General features: G+C 68.8%; 14 protein-coding genes. 5 read left to right on the top strand and 9 right to left on the bottom strand.

Annotated features, from left to right (window positions below):
• Positions 1–6 precede the first annotated feature (6 nt).
• The 7 genes from AC1DW3_RS09220 to AC1DW3_RS09250 all read right to left on the bottom strand — a co-directional run bounded on the left by AC1DW3_RS09220 (position 7) and on the right by AC1DW3_RS09250 (position 7,673).
• Positions 7–699: an ABC transporter ATP-binding protein gene (locus AC1DW3_RS09220; RefSeq protein WP_477930697.1), complete on the bottom strand. Its 693-nt coding sequence runs from the start codon at positions 697–699 to the stop codon at positions 7–9.
• Positions 696–1,916 (bottom strand): efflux RND transporter periplasmic adaptor subunit, encoded by a 1,221-nt coding sequence (locus AC1DW3_RS09225; protein ID WP_477930699.1) that lies wholly within the window; start codon positions 1,914–1,916, stop codon positions 696–698. The genes AC1DW3_RS09220 and AC1DW3_RS09225 overlap by 4 nt, the downstream gene beginning before the upstream one ends.
• Positions 1,917–2,108: 192 nt before the next feature.
• Complete coding sequence (locus AC1DW3_RS09230) at positions 2,109–2,630, bottom strand: YfiR family protein (protein ID WP_477930701.1); 522 nt, start codon at positions 2,628–2,630, stop codon at positions 2,109–2,111.
• Positions 2,627–4,645, bottom strand: a complete 2,019-nt coding sequence (locus AC1DW3_RS09235; RefSeq protein WP_477930703.1) for a TonB-dependent receptor plug domain-containing protein — start codon at positions 4,643–4,645, stop codon at positions 2,627–2,629. The genes AC1DW3_RS09230 and AC1DW3_RS09235 overlap by 4 nt, the downstream gene beginning before the upstream one ends.
• Entirely contained in the window at positions 4,590–5,801 is a 1,212-nt protein-coding gene (locus tag AC1DW3_RS09240) for a diguanylate cyclase domain-containing protein (RefSeq protein ID WP_477930705.1), read from the bottom strand. Before AC1DW3_RS09240 ends, AC1DW3_RS09235 begins: the two co-directional genes overlap by 56 nt.
• A 70-nt stretch (positions 5,802–5,871) precedes the next feature.
• Positions 5,872–6,519 (bottom strand): response regulator, encoded by a 648-nt coding sequence (locus AC1DW3_RS09245; RefSeq protein ID WP_477930707.1) that lies wholly within the window; start codon positions 6,517–6,519, stop codon positions 5,872–5,874.
• Entirely contained in the window at positions 6,516–7,673 is a 1,158-nt protein-coding gene (locus AC1DW3_RS09250) for a sensor histidine kinase (protein ID WP_477930709.1), read from the bottom strand. Before AC1DW3_RS09250 ends, AC1DW3_RS09245 begins: the two co-directional genes overlap by 4 nt.
• Positions 7,674–7,872: 199 nt before the next feature.
• On the opposite strand from AC1DW3_RS09250, the gene AC1DW3_RS09255 reads away from it, so the two are divergent.
• The 5 genes from AC1DW3_RS09255 to AC1DW3_RS09275 all read left to right on the top strand — a co-directional run bounded on the left by AC1DW3_RS09255 (position 7,873) and on the right by AC1DW3_RS09275 (position 13,683).
• On the top strand, positions 7,873–8,340 hold the full coding sequence (locus tag AC1DW3_RS09255; protein ID WP_477930711.1) for a hypothetical protein: 468 nt from the start codon (positions 7,873–7,875) through the stop codon (positions 8,338–8,340).
• A 54-nt stretch (positions 8,341–8,394) separates the two neighbouring features.
• Positions 8,395–8,757, top strand: a complete 363-nt coding sequence (locus tag AC1DW3_RS09260; RefSeq protein ID WP_056199337.1) for a response regulator — start codon at positions 8,395–8,397, stop codon at positions 8,755–8,757.
• A 25-nt stretch (positions 8,758–8,782) separates the two neighbouring features.
• A complete protein-coding gene (locus tag AC1DW3_RS09265) occupies positions 8,783–10,903 on the top strand; it encodes a chemotaxis protein CheA (protein ID WP_477930713.1) in 2,121 nt (706 codons plus the stop codon).
• A 26-nt stretch (positions 10,904–10,929) separates the two neighbouring features.
• Positions 10,930–11,454, top strand: coding sequence for a chemotaxis protein CheW (locus AC1DW3_RS09270; RefSeq protein ID WP_477930715.1), 525 nt, complete (start codon positions 10,930–10,932; stop codon positions 11,452–11,454).
• Positions 11,455–11,541: 87 nt separating this feature from the next.
• Positions 11,542–13,683: a methyl-accepting chemotaxis protein gene (locus AC1DW3_RS09275; protein WP_477930717.1), complete on the top strand. Its 2,142-nt coding sequence runs from the start codon at positions 11,542–11,544 to the stop codon at positions 13,681–13,683.
• 26 nt (positions 13,684–13,709) lie between these two features.
• Here the strand turns inward: AC1DW3_RS09275 and AC1DW3_RS09280 are convergent, their stop codons facing one another.
• Together AC1DW3_RS09280 and alaS are read right to left on the bottom strand one after the other, a co-directional pair.
• Positions 13,710–14,849: a serine hydrolase domain-containing protein gene (locus AC1DW3_RS09280; protein WP_477930718.1), complete on the bottom strand. Its 1,140-nt coding sequence runs from the start codon at positions 14,847–14,849 to the stop codon at positions 13,710–13,712.
• Between the two features lie 251 nt (positions 14,850–15,100).
• Positions 15,101–17,725: an alanine--tRNA ligase gene (gene alaS, locus AC1DW3_RS09285; RefSeq protein ID WP_477930720.1), complete on the bottom strand. Its 2,625-nt coding sequence runs from the start codon at positions 17,723–17,725 to the stop codon at positions 15,101–15,103.
• Positions 17,726–18,015: the final 290 nt, after the last annotated feature.

Below are 18,015 nucleotides of genomic sequence, written 5' to 3' on the forward strand. Positions count from 1 at the left end.
CACCCCTCAGGCGACGGCCTGTTCGACCAGCGTGCCCTTGTCCAGATGCAGCGTGTGGCTGGCACGAGCAGCGGCACGCGGGTCGTGGGTGACCATGACGATGGTCTTGCCATGCTCGCGGTTCAGCGCCTGCAGCAGCGTCAGCACGTCTTCCGCCGACTGGCGATCCAGGTCACCGGTGGGTTCGTCGCAGACGAGCAGCGTCGGGTCGGACACGATGGCCCGCGCGATGGACACGCGCTGCTGCTGGCCGCCCGACAGCTCGGTGGGCTTGTGCGAGGCGCGGTCGGCCAGGCCGACGAGTTGCAGCGCAATCGCCGCGCGCTTCTTGCGCTCGCCGGCGGACAGCTTGGTCAGCAGCAGCGGCAGCTCGACATTCTTCTGCGCCGACAGCGTCGGCATCAGGTTGTAGAACTGGAAGACGAAGCCGACCCGCGACGCCCGCCACTTGGCCAGGGCCGCGCCGGAGAGCTTGTCGATGCGCTCGCCGCCCACGGTGATGGCGCCACCGCTCGGGGCGTCCAGGCCGCCCATCAGGTTGAGCAGCGTCGTCTTGCCCGAGCCCGAGGGGCCCATCAGCGCGAGGAAGTCGCCCTGCTGCACATCGAGGTCGATGTGGTGCAGCACTTCCACCTTCTGCTTGCCGCGTGTGTAGACCTTGGACAGATCGCGGACTTCGATCAAAGCGCTCATCTTCATTCCTTGTTCACGACGGTTGAACCCTGCTTCAGCTCGGCCGGTGGCGACAGCACCACCGTCTCTCCCGCCTTCAGGCCGGAGGTGACGAGCTTGAAATTGCCCACGTCCGCACCGAGCTTGACGGCTCGCTGCTCGACGCGGTTTTCCTGCACGACGAAGACGACGTCGGCGCCATCGCGCTGGGCCAGCGCGTCCGGCGGCAGCAGCACGCCCGGCACCACCGCCACCTCGGTCTTGGGCTTGGTGGCCAGGAAGCTGACGCGCACGCCCATGTCGGGCACGACGCGGTCGTCCTTCTTCTCCAGCGCCACGCGCACCTTGACGGTGGCCTTGCCGCGGTCGGCACTCGGGATGACGGCCACGACATGGGCCGGGATCTTCCACTCCGGATAGGCGTCGAGCACGGCCTCGCAGGGCATGTCGGCCTTGACCTGGGCGATATAGGCCTCGTTGACGTCGACGTTCACTTCCAGCGAGTCCATGTCGACGATGGTGCCCACACCGGTGCGGGTGAAGCCGCCACCAGCCGACAGCGGCGAGATGATCTCGCCGACCTGGGCCGCGCGCGCCGTGACGACGCCGTCGAAGGGGGCGCGCACGGTGGCGTAGTCGAAGTTGACGCGGGCGATGCGTGCCTGAGCCTGCGCGGCCTCCACCTGGCGCTGGGCAGCCTCCAGTTGAGCGGACACGGTCTTCACGGCCGTCGCCGACTGTTCGCGGGACTGGCGCGTCGTCATGCCGCTGGCGTTCAGCTCGGCCTGGCGGCGCTCGTCGGCCTGGGCCTGGGCGAGCTGGGCACGCACCTGGCCGAGATTGGCTTCGGTGGTGCGGATCTGCGCCTCCGCGGCGGCCAGGCCGGCCTTCAGCCCGGTGTCATCCAGCCGGGCCAGCACCTGGCCCTTCTTGACCTTGAAGCCCTCGTCGATGAGCACCTCGGTCAGCGTGCCGGTCATCTGGGCCGAGACGGTCGCCATGCGGCGCGCCGTTACATAACCCGTCGCCTGCAGCACCGCACCGGCGCTGGCGCCCTGGCCATTGGCCCGCACGCTGGCCGTCTGCACGGCAACAGGCTTGTTGCCCGCCAGGAACCACCAGGCCGCGCCGCCCACGAGGCCCAGCACGACCACGGCGGCCGCCAGGCCCCAGATCCATTTCGGCGGCCCGCCGCCGTCATGGTCGTCGCGATGCGCACCGTCGATGCGCAGCTCTTTCAGCAATCCGGTATCGATGACACGCCCCTCGAGAGAGTTGGCCTGCAGGCTTGAACCGCACCTGCAGCAGCACCGGCCATTTCGGCCGCCCATTTCGAACCGGGGCGGATTGTGCAGTGGCTGCTGCCACAGAGTGTCATCAATCGATAAACGGCAGCCCGCGGTGGCGAATCGACAGCCGGGGGTGACGAACGGAGGTCAGCGCACCTCGCGCGCCAGCTTCAGCACCGGCGCCGCCAGGCTGAGGCCGCGCTTGCGGGACTCCCCATGGTTGACGGCAAAGGCCATGCCCTGGGGTTCGCTGATGAGGGCGATGCAGACGCCCGCCCGCAGGGCCTCGGGGCTGGTGGCGATGACGAGGACGGGGGCGTCGCTGACCGCCGCGATCCATTGGCGCAGCGTCGCCGCGTCGGCGTGGCCGAGCAGCAGCACCTGGCAGTCGCGCGCCGCGTCGCGGGGCTCGCTGAGTGCACGCACCTTCACCTGGGCCGCCCCCACCGTGCGGCTGGCCAGCGCGCGCACCGCCTCCAGCCCGGCCGGCTGCAGGCCGGCCGCGCACAGGGTCAGCGTCGGGCCTTCGGCCACCGGCGCCGGCCACTGGGTGTACTGGGCCAGGCGCAGCACGAAGGCGGCGCGCAGCCTGTCCTCGTCCAGGCTGTCGGCCCGCGCCACGCCGGCGGCCGCCGCCAGCAGCAGCGGCAGGAGGCGGCAGCGTCTCAAGGCGCGTCTCCGCGCCAGGTCAGCCCGGCCTGCCAACGCGTGCCCTGGCGCTGCACGGGCGCGCTGTAGCCGGTGCCGCTGGACTCGGCATAGGCCCGGCCGCCGACGTTCTGGGCGCCGGCGAAGAAATCCCAATGCCGGCTGGGCTGCCACAGCAGATGGGCCTGGTGCTGGGCATAGCCGGGCAGGCGCTCGTCGCCGAAGCGCGCCTTCGTCGCCCAGCCGCTCAGCGACAGGCGCAGCGTCGGCCCGGCAATGGGCATCTGCAGCGCCCACTTCAGCGTCTGGCTGGGGCTGTAGGCCTGGTGGCTGCCGTCGGCCGCGCGGTTGCGCTGGCCCATCCAGCTGAGCTGCAACTGCCAGCCTTCGCGCCAATGGCCATTCAGGCCGAGTTCGGCGCCGCGCGAGTGGGCGACCGGGGTGTTGGTGAATCGCTGGTCGCTGCTGCGCTCGATGAAGTTGACGAGATGACTCGCGAACAGCGAGGCCTGCCAGCTCCAGTTGCCGGCGGCCAGCCCGGGCAGGCCGGACAGGGGGCCCTGCCAGGCCAGCTCCGTGGTGCGCAGCCGTTCGGGCCGCGGCGCTTCGGCGCCGGCACCCTGGTTGAGGGCGCGCTCGAAACGGTTGGGCGCACGGAAGGCCGTGCCCCACATCAGCTTCAGGCTCTGGCCCGGCGCGGGCGACCAGACCCAGGCCGCACGCGGGTTCCAGCTCGAATCGCCACCATGGACGCCGTCCTGGCGCAGGCCCAGCACCAGGCGCTGGCGCTCGGCCAGCCGCCATTCGTCCTGCACATAGAAGCCCAGGCGCTGGGCGTTGAAGTTCTCGTCGTTGGGGGCCTCGCCCAGGTAGACGAAGCGAAAGCGCTGGACGCTGTCGCGCTGCCAGTCCATGCCGACGCTGGTGGTGTGGCTGTCGCCGGCCGGGCCACCCCAGGAGCGCGCCAGGCGCAGCTCGGCCAGCCACCAGCGGCCCAGGGCCTCGAAGCGGCCGGTGTGCAGCTCGGCTTCGCTGTCGTCGGCCTGCTCGGCGCGGTAGCGCGACTGCTGCCAGGCCAGGCCCAGGTGCAGATCCCAGTCGGCGGCGCGGCCTTCCCAGCCGGCCTGCGCGAAGTTCTCGCGCAGCGAGTTGACGCTGCCGGTGATGTCGCCCGATTTGGGCAGGAAGCTGTAGAGGCCCCGCTCGCGCCGGACGCCGCCGACGCGCAGCGACAGGCCGCCACTGCGTCCACCGAGCAGCCAGCGCCGCGCACGGTCCCATTCCAGCGGCTCGAGCTGCGACCGGTAGGGCTCGGGCTCGCCGAAGGCCAGCGGCGTGTGGGGCTCCTCGTCGCTGCTGAAGGCGGCCAGCCATTCGGCGCCGTTGTCCAGGCGCTGCGCATAGCTCAGCCGCGTGCTGACCTGGCCGCGCGGTGACAACACCACATGCGCCTGCGGGCCAGCCAGGGTATCGGCGCGCTGGGTGACGATGTTGACGACGCCCAGCAGCGCATTGCCGCCATACAGGGCGGAACCCGGCCCGGGCGTGAACTCGACGCGCTCGATGAGGCTGACGTCGACATAGAACTCGCGGTTGATGGGGCCGGCGTCGTAGAGGTTGTCGTTGAGCCGCAGGCCGTCGAGCAGGAAGAGCACGCGGCCGTTGAAGTCGCCGGGCGCGACGCCACGCACGGCGACGCGCGTGAACTCGTCGTCCTCGCGCACCTCCAGCCCCGGCATGCGGCGCAGCACGTCGCCCAGGCTGCGCAGCCCCAGGCGGGCGATGTCCTGGCGGCTGACGACATGGGTGACGGCGGGCGCCAGGTCGGCGCTCTGGGCCTGGCGGGAGGCGGTGCTGACCGACACGTCGGCCGCGGCACCGCGGCGCTCGGTGCGCAGCAGGTCTTCGAGACTGGGGATGTCGCTGTTCTGGGCCAGCGCATGGCCGCTCAGCAGCAGAAAAACGCTGAAGGCGCAGCGCTCAAGGACCCGCGGAAGAGTCGCTGGTCGCCCTGCGATAGGTGTTCTTGCCGGCATGCTTGGCAGCGTACATGGCGGCGTCGGCGGCGCACAGCAGCGACTGGGGGTCGGTTGCGTCATCGGGCACGAAAGCCAGGCCCACGGTGGCGCCGACGGGCTGGACCTGGCCCTGGATGACGAGCGGCTCGGCCACGCCGGCGATCAGCCGCGCGGCCAGGTGCTCCACGGCTTCCGGCTCGGCCACGTCGGCCACCAGCAGGGCGAACTCGTCGCCGCCAAGACGGAACAGCGTGTCGCTCGCACGCAGCACGCCGCTCATGCGCCGGCTGACTTCCGTGAGGACGGCGTCCCCCGCCGCATGGCCCAGGCTGTCGTTGACGTGCTTGAAGTTGTCCAGGTCGATGAAGAGCAGGGCCAGGCGTTGCCCGCCGACATGCTGGGGGTGGTGCAGGTCGACGAAGAGGCGCTCCAGCGTCAGCTCGAAGGCCAGGCGGTTGGGCAGGCCGGTCAGCGTGTCGCGGTGGGCGAGCTGCTGCATCGCCCGGCCGGTCTGCTGCTCCTGGGCCAGCTGCTGGTTCATGTCCTCGTGCCAGACCTCGATGCGCCTGAGCATGCCGTTGAAGCGCTCGGCCAGGCGCCCGACCTCGTCGTTCTCGCGCACGGGGGCGCGCAGGCTGTAGTCCTGGCTGGTCGCGACGCGCTCGGCCAGGCGCGACAGCGCGATCAGCGGCGCGAGGGCCCGGCGCTGCGTCCAGCGCAGCAGCAGGCTGGCGCCGAGCAAGGCCAGGGCCAGCACGGTGACGGCACCAGCGGCCAGGCGCAGCAAGGTGTCGTTCAGGGCGTCGAAGGACTCCGCCCATGCCAGGCTGCCGAGGCGCTCGCCATGCAGCTGCACCGGTACGACCACGCGCAGCCCCTGCCAGCCGACCTGCAGGGGCGCATCGCTCCACGGCGCCGACGCGGCCGCGTCGGGCCACGCGGCGAAGACCTCGCCTCCGGGCTCGCGCACCACCAGGCCCTGCAGGCCCTCATGGCGGCTGAAGGTGACCAGGGCGTCGCGCGTGGCCTGGCGGTCGTGAAAGGCCAGGGCCGGCGCGACGTTCTCGGCCAGCAGCTGGGCCGACTGCCCGACGCTCCGGATCTGGGCCTCGCGCAGGCTGTGGTGCACCCAGGCGGCCAGGGCCAGCGAGCTCAGCAGCAGGGCGGCGCCCATGACGGTGACGCTCAGGCGCGTGAGCCGCCGGACCAGCGAAGGCCGGCGGCGCGGGCCCCTCTCGCGCCCCTCAGCTGGCGACGAGTCCGTTGCGGATGGCATAGACCGTCAACTCGGAGTTGTTGCTCAGGCCCAGTTTCTCCAGCATGCGCGCGCGGTAGACGCTGACGGTCTTGGGGCTGAGCATCAGCTCCTCGGCAATGTCGGACAGACGCTTGCCGGAGGCGATCATGACCAGGGTCTGCAGCTCACGGTCGGAGAGCTTGTGGTGGGCCTGCTCGGTGACGGGCGCCGTCAGGCTCTCGACCAGCATCTGCGCGATCTCGGGCGTCACGTATTTGCGGCCCTGGGCGACGGTGCGCACCGCCTGCACCAGCGTCGCCGGGTCGCCGCCCTTGTTGACATAGCCATAGGCGCCGGCCTTCAGCGCGCGGATGGCGTACTGGTCCTCGGGGTACATGGACACGATGAGGGTACGCACCGCATTGCCCTCGTCCTTGAGCACATGCAGCACGTCCAGGCCGGAACGGCCGGGCATGTTGATGTCCAGCACGAGGACGTCGCAGGGGTTGTCCTTGCCCAGGGTATGCAGCAGGCCGCGCAACTCGGTGTAGTCGCCGGCCTCGCCGATGACCTCGATGTCCTGGGCATCGGCCAGCGTGTCGCGGATGCCGCGGCGGATCAGGCCATGGTCGTCGCAGAGGATGACGCGGATCACACTCGCCCCCAGATGGAGTTGGGGTCATCCTTGCCGAAGTCGGTCGAGTCGTCCAGTGCGTCGATGGCGTCCTGGGCCAGGGGCACGGTCAGGATGAGGCTGGTGCCGCCACCCGGTGGGCTGGACAGGTCGACCCAGCCGCCCACCGTCGCCGCCCGCTCGTGCAGGCCGCGGATGCCGAAGGAGCGCTCCTTGGACAGGTCGCCCCGCCCCATGCCGCGCCCGTTGTCGCGGATCTCCAGCGTCAGCACGCCCGAGTCCTGGCTGAGTTCGATGTCGACCCGCGTCGCCAGTGCGTGCTTGGATACATTGGTCAGCGCCTCCTGGGCGGTGCGGTAGGCGACGAGAGGCACGCCAGAGGGCAGGCCCAGCCTTTCCTCGCCGATGCGCAGGCCGGCCTCGATGCCGGTGCGCCGCTCGAAGCGCGCCGTCATCCATTGCAGGGCCGCCACCAGGCCCTGCTCCAGGATGGCGGGGCGCAGGTTGTGCATGATGCGCTGGCTGGCCTCGATGGCGGCATTGACGGTCTCCAAGGCTGCGGCGACGCGCGCACGCACCTCGGGCTCCTGGGCATGGCGGTCTATCCAGGCGAGGTCGAACTTGACGGCCGTCAGCGACCCGCCGACGTCGTCGTGGATCTCCCTCGCGATGGCCGCCCGCTCCAGCTCGACACTGGTCTGCAGATGGCCGGCCAGCTGGTGCAGGCGCTGCTTGGACTTGACCAGTTCATGGTCGGCGGCGACGCGGGCCTTTTCGTTCTCGGCCGCGTCGATGGCATGCAGCAGGGCCGGCGCCAGGCGGTTGAGGTTGTTCTTCAGCAGATAGTCGGACGCGCCGTTGCGCATCGCGCCCACGGCGGTGTCCTCACCGATCTCGCCGGAGACGAGGATGAAGGGCGTCAGCTGCCGCTTCTCCTTCAAGGCCTCCAGCACCTCCAGGCCCGTGAAGCCCGGCAGGTTGTAGTCCGAGATGATGGCGTCCCAGGGCTGCTCCAGCGCGGCCAGCAGGGCGGGCATGGTGTCCAGCCTCTGCATGTCCACGCGCAGGCCGGCGCGGCTCAACTGGGCGAGGATGAGTTGATGGTCGAGCTCGGAGTCCTCGACATGCAGCACACGCAGGACTCGGGACGCCTGCTCGACACCAGAAATCGTCATGGGGGCGCAGTATGCCGCCGCTCGCGGCATACGGCCCGGCGCCACACTTGACGCGGGTCAGACCGGTAATACGGCTCGTTCTCGCGACATCTCAAGGTCGACAGTGGCCGAAAAAGAGGTGAACATGCCATGATGCATTCGCCCTGAGGGTATCCACAGGGCTTTGGGACAAGAAGCAGCATCCCCTCGCGGAGACACGATGCAGACAGACACTTCCACCGCCGCCGAATTCGATGGAGCCGTGGCCGCCATGCCGCTGCTGGCGGCCGCGGAACTGCAGGATCACCTGATGACGGTGACACACGATCTCGAGCGCCTGCAACGCCTGCTGGACGACGCCGGTGAAGCCCTGTCCAGCCATTTCTACAGCGCCTCCAACGAAGCCATGTCCTTGCTCGGCACCAGCGAAGGCACGCCCGCCGCTGCGGGGCTGAAGCAGATCATGCAGGACATTGCCGGCGCCATCACCGCGCTGCAGTTCCAGGACATGGCGACGCAGCTCATTGCCCACACCAGCCAGCGCCTGCGCAATTGTTCCGACCAGCTGGCCCGCGACACCTTCGGCATGGACGACGAGGACGGCGCGGCCGTCGTCGAGATCGCGCCGCTGCGGCCCAACCCGGTCACGCAGGACGAGATGGACGCCGGTTCCATCGAGCTTTTCTGAATCCCCCCGCCAATCTCAGCCCCAGGCAACACGCATCCCTCGGAGAAAAATCAAATGCACTCAATCCTTGCTGTCGACGATTCGGCCTCGATGCGCCAGATGGTGGCCTTCACGCTCAAGAACGCCGGCTTCAACGTGGTGGAAGCAGTGGACGGACAGGACGCCTGGGAGAAATCGGGACAGCGTGATTTCGACCTGGTGCTGACCGACCAGAACATGCCGCGCATGGATGGCATCAGCCTGACCAAGAAGCTGCGCGAGAACCCCAAGTTCAAGACCACGCCCATCCTGATCCTGACCACCGAGTCCAGCGATGCGATGAAGCAGGCAGGCCGCGCCGCCGGTGCCACCGGCTGGCTGGTCAAGCCTTTCGACCCGGCCAAGCTGATCGAAGTGATCGGCAAGGTCATCCGCTGAAGTCCATTGCGCAGGGAGTACAGCCATGGGTGACATGACCACCGAAGGCGCCAGCATCAGTGCTGGCATCGACCTCAGCCAGTTCTACCAGGTCTTCTTCGAGGAAGCCGGCGAGAACCTCGACAACATGGAGCAGCTGCTGCTCAATGTGAACGTCGAGGCGGCCGACGACGAAGAGCTGAACGCCATCTTCCGCTGCGCCCACTCCATCAAGGGTGGCGCGGCGACCTTCGGTTTCAGCGACGTCGCCGAGCTGACCCACCAGATGGAGACGCTGCTGGACAAGCTGCGCCGCCACGAACTGCAGCCCAACGCCGCCATGGTGGACGTGCTGCTGCAGTCGGGCGACGCGCTGCGCACCCAGCTCGCCCGCCACCAGGGCTCGGGCGGTGACGTGTTCGACACGACCGACCTGCTGGTCAGCATCAAGAGCTTTGTCGACGGTGGCGGCGCGCCCGCGCCCGCCGCTGCAGCGCCGGCACCCAAGGCAGCCGCACCGGCGCCCGCAGCGCCAGCCGCCACTGCCCTCAAGCCCGGCACACGCCTGCTGGAACTGCAGGTCGGCCCGCTGACCGACATGAGCCTGGCCGAGAACCTGGTCGAGCTGTTCAAGGAAATCACCGACCTCGGCACCATCGAGCCGCTGGACGCCGGCCAGAGCTCGGACGGCATGCGCCGCTTCAAGGTGCTGACCAGCTCCACCGACAACGACCTGCTGGACCTCTTCACCTTCCACGTCGCCCGTGAACAGGTCAAGCTGATGCCGCTGGGCACCGGCTTCGGCTTCTATGACGGCGCCCCCGGCGCCCCGCCCGCCGAAGCGCCGTCCGCCGACCCCGGCTACGGCTTCTTCGACGACGCCCCGGGCGTGCCGGCTGGTGCCGCCGAGGCAGCCCCCGCGGCCGCGCCTGCGCCGACGGCCGCCATCGTGCCGACCCGCGCCGCGACGCCGGCCAAGACCGAGGCCAAGCCTGCGGCCATGGACCAGACGACGCTGCGCGTGTCCATCGAGAAGGTCGACCAGCTCATCAACCTCGTTGGCGAGCTCGTCATCACCCAGGCCATGCTGGCCCAGAACAGCCGCGAGCTCGATCCGGCGCTCTACCAGCAACTGACCTCGGGCCTGGCCGACCTGGAGCGCAACACGCGCGACCTGCAAGAGTCGGTCATGTCGATCCGGATGATTCCGATGTCGACGGTCTTCAACCGCTTCCCGCGCATGCTGCGCGACCTGGCCGCCAAGCTGGGCAAGAAGGTCGAACTGGTCACCCAGGGTGAAGCCACCGAACTCGACAAGAGCCTGGTCGAGAAGATCACCGACCCGCTGACCCACCTGGTGCGCAACAGCTGCGACCACGGCATCGAGATGCCGGAGGACCGCATCGCCCGCGGCAAGCCCGAGCAGGGCACGATCACGCTGGTCGCCTCCCACCAGGGCGGCAGCATCGTCATCGAGGTGCGTGACGACGGCCGCGGCCTGAACCGCGAGAAACTGATCAAGAAGGCTCGCGAGAAGGGCATCGATGCACCGGACAGCATGACCGATGCGGAATGCTGGAGCCTGATCTTCGCGCCCGGCTTCTCCACCGCCGAACAGGTCACCGACGTGTCCGGCCGCGGCGTCGGCATGGACGTCGTGAAGAAGAACATCACGTCGCTGGGCGGCACCGTCGAGATCGACTCCGCCGAAGGCTACGGCATGAAGGTGTCCGTGCGCCTGCCGCTGACGCTGGCCATCATGGACGGCATGAGCGTGGGCGTCGGCGACGAGTGCTACATCCTGCCGCTGTCCAGCGTGGTCGAGTCCTTCCAGGTGCAGTCCGACACCATCAAGACCGTCGCCGGCTCCGGCCGCGTCGTCGAAGTGCGTGACGAATACATGCCGGTCATCGAGCTCGAGAAGGTCTTCGACGTGCCGCGCTTCGACTTCGAGCACGTCAGCTCCATCATGGTCGTCGTCGAGGCCGAAGGCGGCCGCGTCGCGCTGCTGGTGGACGAACTGCTCGGCCAGCAGCAGGTCGTCGTCAAGAACCTCGAGGCCAACTACCGCAAGGTCAACGACGTGTCCGGCGCCACCATCATGGGCGACGGCCGCGTGGCCTTGATCCTGGACGTCGGCAGCCTCGTGCGCCGCTCGCGCCACTGAACCATCAATAACTAGGAGAGGTCTGCATGGAAGCCAGCAACGTCCCTGCCCTGCGCCAGCCGGGCGCCGTCAGTACCAAGGCCCACGGCCCCAAGAGCGGCGAGTACCTGACCTTCCGCCTGGGCTCCGAGGAATACGGCATCGACATCCTGAAGGTGCAGGAGATCCGTTCCTACGAGCAGCCCACGCGCATCGCCAATGCGCCGGACTTCATCAAGGGCGTCGTCAACCTGCGGGGCGTCATCGTCCCCATCGTCGACCTGCGCCTCAAGCTCAACTGCGCGACCGCCGAGTACAACAGCTTCACGGTCGTCATCGTGCTGAACGTGAAGAATCGCGTCGTCGGCGCCGTCGTGGACTCGGTCTCCGACGTGCTGGAACTGAGCCGTGACGCGATCAAGCCGGCCCCCGAGTTGAGCTCGGCGTCGGTGGACACCAGCTTCATCACCGGCATCGGCTCGGTTGGCGATCGCATGCTGATCCTGATGGACATCGAAGGCCTGATGAGCAGCGCCGAGATGGGCCTGATGGACGCGGCCATCGCCGCCTGATCACCCTGCCCTGATTCCCGTTCACGCGCCCCTGCAACGTCGCGGGGTGTGCGGAGCTGTGCTCGCTTTGGCCTTTCGGAGATTCGCATGAGTCAGCCCACCAACTCCATTGCCCGCCAGGTGTCACTGACCGGCGCCGTCGCCGTCGCGGGGGTGCTGCTGGTCGTCAGCCTCATCGTCGGCACGCTGCTCAAGCGCTCCGCGAATGAACAGGTGCAGACCTGGGTCGGTGACAAGGCCGCGTCGCTGGTCGACGCGATGCAGGCGATGGACGACGTCGCCGCCAAGCAGACCCAGCGCAGCTTCGGTTCATTCCGCCAGGACTTCGGCCCCAGCTTCACGCTCGACGAGGCCACCGGCGACCTGCGCGACTGGGGCCCCAAGCTCAACGGCAACTTCACCCAGGTCGACAAGTTCGCGGCCGTCAACGGCGGCGTGGCCACCGTGTTCGCGGCCAAGGGCGATGACTTCGAGCGCATCACCACCTCGCTGAAGAACGAGAAGGGCGAGCGCGCCATGGGCACCATGCTGGACAAGCAGGGCGCCGCCTACGCGGCCGTCAAGGCCGGCAAGCCCTACACCGGCCGGGCGCTGCTGTTCGGGCGCGCCTACATGACGCACTACGAGCCGATCAAGAGCGACGCCGGCAAGGTCGTCGGCATCCTCTTCGTCGGCTACGACCTGGACTCCTTCGAACTGGCCATGGACCGCATGGCCGCCAGCGCCAAGTTCTTCGAGCATGGCGGCACCTATATCGTCGCCGTGCCCAAGGACCCGACCAAGGCCCTGCTCGCGGCCCACCCGTCGGCCAAGGGCAAGCTGCTGTCCAGCGTCGCGCCGGGTTTCGAGAAGACGCTGGCGGATCAGACCGCCAGCACGGTCGTGCTCGACGACGTGCCCGACGTGCTCGGCAACGGCCTCTCCGACAACTTCGCCGTGGCGCGCAAGAGCGACAAGACCGGCTACTGGGTCGTCGCCCAGGTCTCGCGCGGCGAGGCCTCGGCACAGGGCCGCGCAACGCTGTGGTTCTTCTGGGGCGCCCTGGCCCTGACGGCCGTGGGCCTGGGCTTCGGCCTGCTGTGGATGATGCGCCGCTGGGTGGCTCAGCCGCTGGCCTCGCTGCAGAAGGCCGTCGGCGCGATTGCCGACGGCGACCTCAGCCAGTCGGTCAGCAGCAGCCGCAACGACGAGATCGGCTCGCTGATCCAGGACACCGAGAGCATGCGCCAGCGCCTGGCCTCCACCATCGGCACGGTGCGCAACTCGGTCGACAGCATCGGCACCGCCAGCACCGAGATCGCCACCGGCAACCTCGACCTCAGCCAGCGCACCGAGCAGACGGCCAGCAATCTGCAGAACGCCGCCTCGTCCATGAGCGAGCTGACGGGCACGGTGCGCCAGACCGCGGACTCGGCCCGCACAGCCAATCAGCTGGTGCAGTCGGCCGTGTCGGCCGCCACGCGCGGTGGCGAGGTCGTCGGCCAGGTCGTCACGACCATGGACGAGATCAATACAGCCAGCAAGAAGATCGCCGACATCATCGGCACCATCGATGGCATCGCTTTCCAGACCAACATCCTGGCGCTGAACGCCGCAGTGGAAGCCGCGCGCGCCGGCGAACAGGGCCGCGGCTTCGCGGTCGTGGCCGGCGAAGTGCGTTCGCTGGCCGGCCGCAGCGCCGAAGCAGCCAAGCAGATCAAGGCCCTCATCGGCAACAGCGTCGAGCGCGTCGAGAACGGTGCCCGCCTGGTGCAAACGGCCGGCACGACGATGGGCGAGATCGTCTCCAGCGTGCAGCGCGTGCAGGACATCATTGGCGAGATCAGCTCGGCCGCCACCGAGCAGAGCGAAGGCATCGCCTCGGTCAACACCTCGGTCGTGCAGCTCGACCAGATGACGCAGCAGAACGCGGCCCTGGTGGAAGAGTCCGCCGCTGCCGCGGAGAGCCTGAAGGAGCAGGCCCAGCGCCTGGTCGAGGCGGTGGCCGTGTTCCGCGTGGCCGGTTCCGAGCCGCAACGCCGGGCCAGCGCACCGGCACCGGTACACAAGCCGGCCCCAGCCCCGGCCAAGTCGCACGCGCCGGCAGCCAGAGCGGTACCCAAAGCTGCGGCTCCCAAGGCGGCGGCTCCCAAGTCCGCTGCCGTGAAGTCCGCAGCCCCAGTCGCCGCACCGCGCCCTGCCGCCGCACCTGCGCCGGCCGCCGCCGAAGGCGACTGGGAAACCTTCTGAGCCCCACCCGCGCCTGTTGATGCGGTCTAGGGCGCCATGGCCTTGAGGGTGGCGACCGCCACCGCACGGACGGCCTTGTCAGCCTCGACGTCTTCGCTGGCGTTGCCGGTCACCAGCACGGCGTCTTCCGTGTCCGGCCTCAGCACGATGAGGGCGAACCAGGCCCCGTTGCTGCCGGTGTGGGCGAGATGGCGGGCGTTCACGCCGGCCATGCTGCCCTGGGCCCGCCAGCCGAGGGCGAACTTGCCACCTTCACGCGCCGGTTGATGCAGCAGGCGGTAGGTCGGCGCCTTCAGCAACTTGCCGCGGCCCTGCTCGCCGGCCATCTGGTCGATCGCGAACCTGGCCCAGTCTTCCAGCGACATATGGATGCCACCGGCCGGCGCAATGACGGCGGGGTTGTCCGCCTCCACGCCTTCGACGGGCACGCCAGCCTTGTGCCCCAGCGGCTGGCCGCGATGGGTGGCGCCAAACCCCGCGCTGCGCAGGCCCAGCGGCTCGAACAGCTCGCGTTGCATCAAGGCCTCGTAGGGCAGGCCGGTAGCGCGCTCGGCGGCCAGGCCGGCGATCAGCACCCCCGAGTTCGAGTAGCCGTCGCCGGCACCGCGCGCAAAGGCCGGGACCTGCGCCAGCGCGATGCGGGCGAAGGCCAGGCGCTGTTCATGCAAGGGGCGCTTGTCCTTGTAGAAGACTGCCATCCAGGATTCATCGATGTCCGCTTGCAGGCCGGCCTGGTGGGCGAGCAGATCACGCAGGGTGACGTCACGGTAGGCGGCCTGCATGTCGGCTGCCAGCTCGGGCAGCAACTGACTCAGCGGAGCATCCCAGGACAACACGCCTCGCTCGACCAGGCGCGCGACCATCGTGGCCGTCATGGCCTTGCCGTTGGAGCCGAGGTGCCAGACATCGCCGCGCTGAACCGCTTCCGCCCCGCCCTTGGCGCGCAGGCCGGTGACCGCCAGCTCCGTCAACTGGCCGTTGCGTATCGACACGGCGCCCATGGCCGGCACCTTGCTGCCCGCCATGCTGGCTTCGAGGCGGGCCTGCAGGCCGACGGTGGGCGCGGCCTGGGCTGCTGACGCGGGCAACTGCGGCGCATCGGCGGCGAAGGCTGTGGACGAGGCGGCGCAAACGGCCAAGGCGATCGTGCAGATTCTGTGGTTCATCACGGGGTTTCTTCTGTTCTGGACACACCGACCCCGCGGCTCGACACGGCGAGGCAGGACCGCCCGCCATGCGGCATGGGGAGGGTTGGAGGGCCGGCGCAGTGTTGTCGGCGCCCTCCTCGCGGGCCAGCACTTGCCGACGAAACGCACGATCGTCGGCATGGTCGGCAGGTGGCCGCCCCAGGCCGTAACCGCCAATGAAAAAGGCCCGCGATGAGCGGGCCTGATTCTTGGCGGGTGCCAGGTGTTGACTACACGCGCTCGGCCACCCAGCCCGCCACGCTCTGCAGCGCCGCCGCCACGCCGGCCGGCTGGGTGCCGCCGGCCATGGCCAGGTCGGGCTTGCCGCCGCCCTTGCCACCCACCTGCTGGGCGACGAAGTTGACCAGCTCGCCGGCCTTGACCTTGCCCACGCTGTCGGCCGTCACGCCGGCCGCGAGCTGGACCTTGTCGCCGTCCACAGCCGCCAGCACGATGGCCGCCGTCTTCAGCTTGTCCTTGAGCTTGTCCATGGTCTCGCGCAGCGTCTTGGCGTCGGCGCCTTCGAGCTTGGCGGCCAGCACCTTGATGCCACCCACGTCCACGGCCTGAGCCAGCAACTCGTCGCCCTGGGCGGAGGCCAGCTTGCTCTTGGCCGCCGTCAGTTCCTTCTCCAGCGACTTGATCTGGTCCAGCACCGCATGCAGGCGGGCGCCCAGCTCGTGCGGCGAGGTCTTGAGCGTCATGGCGGCGCCCTGCACCGTCGTCTCGAGGGACTGCAGATAGGCCAGCGCGTTGTCACCGGTGACGGCTTCGACGCGGCGGATGCCGGCGGCAACGCCCGACTCGGACACGATCTTGAACAGGCCGATGTCGCCGGTCGCCTTCACGTGTGTGCCGCCGCAGAGTTCCTTGGACGAACCGATGGACAGCACGCGCACGGTCTCGCCGTACTTCTCGCCGAACAGCATCATGGCGCCCGACTTCTGCGCGTCGTCCAGGGCCATGACCTGCGCATTGGCGCCGGCGTTGCCCAGGATCTCGGCGTTGACGAGGGCCTCGATCTCGCGGATCTCCTCGGCCGTCATCGGTGCGTTGTGCGCGAAGTCGAAGCGCGTGCGCTCGGCGTTCACGAGCGAGCCCTTCTGCTGCACATGGGCGCCCAGCACTTCGCGCAGCGCCTTGTGCATCAAATGGGTGGCGCTGTGGTTACGCACGGTCTTGGCGCGGCGCTCGGCGTCGACGCGGGCGACGAACACGTCGCCCACCTTGACCGAACCTTCCACGACCTGGCCGTGGTGGCCGAACACATCGGCCTGGATCTTCAGCGTGTCGACGACGACGACACGCGTCGTGCCGTTGCGCAGTTCGCCGGCATCGCCGACCTGGCCGCCGCTCTCGGCATAGAAGGGCGTGTGGTCGAGCACGACAACGGCGTCGTCACCGGCCTGGGCTTCATTGACCTGGGCGCCGTCCACGTAGATGGCCGTGACCTTGCTGTGCTCACAGACGAGGTGCTCGTAGCCGTGGAACTCGGTCGGCGCGCCGCTGTAGGCCAGGCCTTGCGCCATCTTGAACTTGCCGGCGGCGCGGGCGCGGTTCTTCTGCTCTTCCAGCAGCTCGTTGAAGCGCGCCTCGTCCACCGTCACGCCGCGCTCGCGGCAGACGTCGGCGGTCAGGTCGACCGGGAAGCCATAGGTGTCGTGCAGCTTGAAGGCCGTGTCGCCATCGACGTTGCCACCCTTGGCCAGGGCGCTTTCCAGGATTTCCATGCCGGTGGCGATGGTCTGGAAGAAGCGCTCTTCCTCCTGCTTGAGCACGTCGGTGACGCGAGCCTGGGCGGCGCGCAGCTCCGGATAGGCCTCGCCCATCTCGGCGCTCAGCGCCGCGACCAGCTTGTGGAAGAACGGCGTGCGGGCGCCGAGCTTGTAGCCGTGGCGGATGGCGCGGCGGGCGATGCGGCGCAGCACATAGCCACGGCCGGCGTTGCCGGGAATGACACCGTCGACGATGGTGAAGGAGCAGGCGCGGATGTGGTCGGCGATGACCTTCAGCGACGGGCTTGTCGCATCACAGTCGCCGCCACCTGCTTCATCGACAGCCTTCTTAGCCGCGGCGAGCAGGTTCACGAAGGTGTCGATCTCGTAGTTGGAATGCACATGCTGCAGCACGGCTGCCAGGCGCTCCAGGCCCATGCCGGTGTCCACGCTGGGCTTGGGCAGCGCGTGCATCACGCCGTCTTCAGTCCGGTTGAACTGCATGAAGACGTTGTTCCAGATCTCGATGTAGCGGTCGCCGTCCTGCTCGGCCGAGCCCGGGGGGCCGCCAGCCACATCGGGGCCGTGGTCGTAGAAGATCTCGGTGCAGGGGCCGCAGGGGCCGGTGTCGCCCATCATCCAGAAGTTGTCGGACATGTAGCGCGCGCCCTTGTTGTCGCCGATGCGCACGATGCGCTCGGCGGGCACGCCCACCACCTTGTTCCAGATGTCGTAGGCCTCGTCGTCCTCTTCATAGACGGTGACCCAGAGCTTGTCCTTGGGCAGGCCGAAGTTGACCGTCAGCAGCTCCCAGGCATAGCTGATCGCGTCCTTCTTGAAATAGTCGCCGAAGCTGAAGTTGCCCAGCATCTCGAAGAAGGTGTGATGCCGCGCCGTGTAGCCGACGTTGTCCAGGTCGTTGTGCTTGCCGCCGGCGCGGATGCACTTCTGGCTGGTCGTCGCACGGCTGTAGGCGCGCTTGTCGAAGCCCAGGAAGACGTCCTTGAACTGGTTCATGCCCGCGTTCGTGAACAGCAGCGTCGGGTCGTCGCCCGGCACCACCGGGCTGGAGGCGACGATCTGGTGGCCCTTCGACTCGAAGAACTTCAGAAAAGTCTGGCGGATCTCGGCGGCTTTCATCCCGGGGCTTCCTGGAAAAGGTCTGTGACAAGGAGGGGCGATTGTAGAGAGGGGGCGGGGCCTACTGGCGCTACGGCAATGCGCCGCGAAGGCTCGCCGTCTGTGGCCAATCAAGGCGTGACGCGCCGCCCGCACTCGCGTGCGGGCCAGCGGCGCAACGCTGAGTGGGCGCAGACGGCGAGCCTTCCCGAAGGGTTCTCACCAAAAGAGGTCGCATGCGGCGTTGCAAATCCTCGCCGGGTACCCACCCGGCTTGCGGTTTGCGCCTTGCCTGCGACCCTTTTGGTTAC

The sequence above is a fragment of the Roseateles sp. P2_H4 genome, from assembly GCF_056403315.1.